The organism is Pseudemcibacter sp. (assembly GCF_965661635.1).
Classification (GTDB): Bacteria; Pseudomonadota; Alphaproteobacteria; order Sphingomonadales; family Emcibacteraceae; genus Pseudemcibacter.
Genome location: NZ_CBFIEP010000105.1, coordinates 1 through 3,280 on the forward strand (window position 1 = coordinate 1; position 3,280 = coordinate 3,280).

A 3,280-nucleotide genomic window follows, 5' to 3' on the forward strand; every position below is an offset into this window, starting at 1 on the left:
CGAAACAAAATTAAACTAAAAACAATGGCCAAACGAAAACGCTTGCACATTAAAGCTATGGCCGCATAATATTAACAGATGGAGCAGAATACTCTCTTATTATAAAGACTTAAAAACCCAACTTTCCCTGATGACGTACACTTACAACCAAGATTTTACCGTGATGTTCCGTTGTAAGCATAATATTTCCATCAGTATCAATCCCAAGAAATTCTGGAATTTTATCACCGACTTTAAGGCTTCCATTTTCTGCATTTGCAGGCATTATAGCAATACAAAGTATTGTTAGAAATATTGTAATTGAACTACGCATCGTTCCCCCTATTCTATAAAATCCTATCTTAAAACTGTTTACTTAAACTCATGTATATCATGCGTTGACGTGGATCGTGAACTTTACTGTCAAAGCCACCGTTTGTTTGTAGTCTTGGGACGGCTTTGTTGAATAAATTAATCACACCAATCGTTGCTCTTAATGGTGCGTCATCAGGATCGCCAAATGTGTAACCATATTGAAGATCCACGGTCGTATAACTTGGCACGGTCACATTATTCTGATCATCTTGATAACTATCGATGTAACGAATGAACATGGTTGCGCTATGATTATCGTTGCGGTATCCGACATTAAAGTTTGCTCTCCATTCCGGCATGGAACGCGCGAAGTTATTAAAGTTGCGGCTCCCTGCCCCGTCAAAAGCGTTACCAGCTTGGTCAATGGCTTCATATTTAAAGACATAAGTCGCTTCGGCGCCTAAAGATACAGTAGCACCGTCGATGACGTCGAAATTATAAGCAGTGCTGATATCGATACCATCCGTAACAACGGAAGGCGCATTAATAATATCCGTTCTAATACGGAACACAGTTGCTGGATCCGACGGATCATTTAAGTCAAGTTTTGCAAAGGCCGCTGGATCACCACCAAGAGCACTATTAACCACGGACTGTGCATTTTCTTGTGTGATCAAGTTGCTGAAATCATAACGCCAATAGTCTACATTGAATATCGTATTATCGGTTGGCCTTAGAGAGAAACCAATATTAATAACTTCGGCCTCTTCAGGTGCCAAATTTGTATTTCCTGTAGAAGTAACAGGAATAAAGGTTGAAGTGCCACCGACCGTTATTTCATTTAAAGCTGTTTGAACGCCAACGGTATTATAAAGTGATGGTGCACGAAATGCCGTACTATATGAACCGCGTACGGAAACCCAATCGTTCGGGCGCCATAATGCAGAAAATTTTGGATCAAAACTGTTAATGCCACTACCGTAATCTTCGTAACGCGCGGCAACTTGTAAGTCGAGTGTTTCATGAAGTGGAATGGCTAATTCACCGAATAATGCATAAACATCGCGATCACCACCATAATCAGGTCCACCATAGAGGAACATAAGATTACCGCCATTGAAAGGGGCTAATGGTCCCTGGAAGAAAGGCTGTCCTTCAACGACGCTGTTGCTTCCGTCTCCTAAGGCGCCATTATAATCATCTGACCAATCATAATTCATTTCTTCTTTTCTGAATTGCCCACCAAAAGCAAATTGGATCATGTTACCACTGTCGCCAATTTCAACGACATCCGTCGTGAGATGCGCATCAATTGTGAAAAGTGATGTTTCACCTTGCAGAGTATTATTGGCTGTAATTGCATCTAATGCGGCTTGCGAATTTGGGTTGGTTGTAAAGGCAGTACCAAAGGGGTTAAATGCCCCCGTCAAGAGTGCATTGATATAATCATTACGCTTAACATCATCAACATTAATGCCGTAGCTATTTTGACTGTAACTGACGGATGTTTCCCAAGTCATTTGTTCATTGATAGAACCGTCAAGAGTTCCGGCAAAACGGAATGTTTCATTGTCATGGTTTGAAACGAATGGTTCACCGTTGGCGCCTTGAACGCGGCCAACAAATAAAATACTGGAAAGACTTAAGTTTTGGACGAGCGGCTGAACTTCGAGCGGAACATTTGGTAATACGCCACCTGCCCCATCACCAACGGCAACCGGCACTGGCGACGCGATCGGAAATGCCGGCGCATTATTACGTCTCGCTTGGTTATTATTATAGGCCCCTTCAATATATAAATGCATCGTATCACCAATATCGCTATCGAATGAGGTAAAGATTTGTACGCGGTGTTCTTGAGGGACAAGATCATAAAATTGATCAAATTGATAATTACAATTACCAGGAGTTACTGACGTCGTCGCACTCGTTGGAATAGGATCTCCAAGTGGGTTCGTGCTAGATAAATCGGCAGTGCCACAATAAGGGTCAATCACAGGCAATAAGTCAATAAAACCATTGTTATTTAAATCCTGTGTTGGGTCGGCGGTTGGTATTTGATCTCTAAAAATAAGTGTTCCGGGTTGACCAGAACCCGATATACCTGTGCCTGATGTTAATTCACTTCTATCTGATGATCTTAATGCTTCGCGGTGAAGGAAACTTCCGGCGATAACAAAGTTCGCACCATTTGATAATTCGGTTCCCCAAATGGCAGAAATATCATAGTCACGTTGACTGTCAGACGTTGTGCTTTGAAGGCCTGCTTGAACTTCAAGGCCAGTGAAATTTTTACGCGTAATATAGTTTACAACACCAGAAACCGCATCCGTACCATATATGGCGGAGCCGCCGTCTTTTAATGTTTCAATGCGGTCAACCATAATCAGCGGCATTAATGTGCTTGTATCAACAAAAGTGCTGCCGTCATCAGCATAGGCGGCGGATAAGGTTTGACGCTTACCATTTAAGAGCACAAGCGTTGAGCTAAGGCCAAGATTTCTAAGGTTTACGTTGCTGGTTCCTGTACTAAAATTTTGCGTAAAGGCATCCGTATTTAATTCTGAACCAGCATTAAAAGTCATATTCCGTGCCAAGTCACCCAGAGTATTTAACCCTTGCGCACTAAGGTCACCTGTTGAGATTACATTTAAAGGCGACGATGAATTTTCTTGTGATTTACGCTTAATAAAGGAACCAGTTACATAAATAGTATCCACATTTTCATCATCGACCTGTTGTGCAGATGACGGTAATGTTAATCCGGAAATTAATGAGAGGGTGACAATGGCAGAGGTGTTTTTCAACTGCTTGGATAATTGCATAACGATTGCTCCATATATATATATATATTTATGTTATGCCTGTTAACAAAGCAAGTCAATAGTTTCAAAGATGTTTTTAGAACGCTTCTAAAAAAAATTTAATAATAGAATAACTTTAGTTCGCGTATTTTTGCTCTAACTCTGCCTTAATGGTGTCTGCG

General features: G+C 41.2%; 2 protein-coding genes. Both read right to left on the reverse strand.

Translation table 11 applies throughout. The features are described from left to right. Positions 1-109: 109 nt before the first annotated feature. The gene (locus ACTF6W_RS07220; protein ID WP_438993868.1) at positions 110-313 is read right to left on the reverse strand and encodes a hypothetical protein; all 204 of its coding nucleotides are present in this window, start codon (positions 311-313) and stop codon (positions 110-112) included. Between the two features lie 28 nt (positions 314-341). Next, on the reverse strand, positions 342-3,119 hold the full coding sequence (locus ACTF6W_RS07225) for a TonB-dependent receptor domain-containing protein (protein WP_438993869.1): 2,778 nt from the start codon (positions 3,117-3,119) through the stop codon (positions 342-344). Positions 3,120-3,280: the final 161 nt, after the last annotated feature.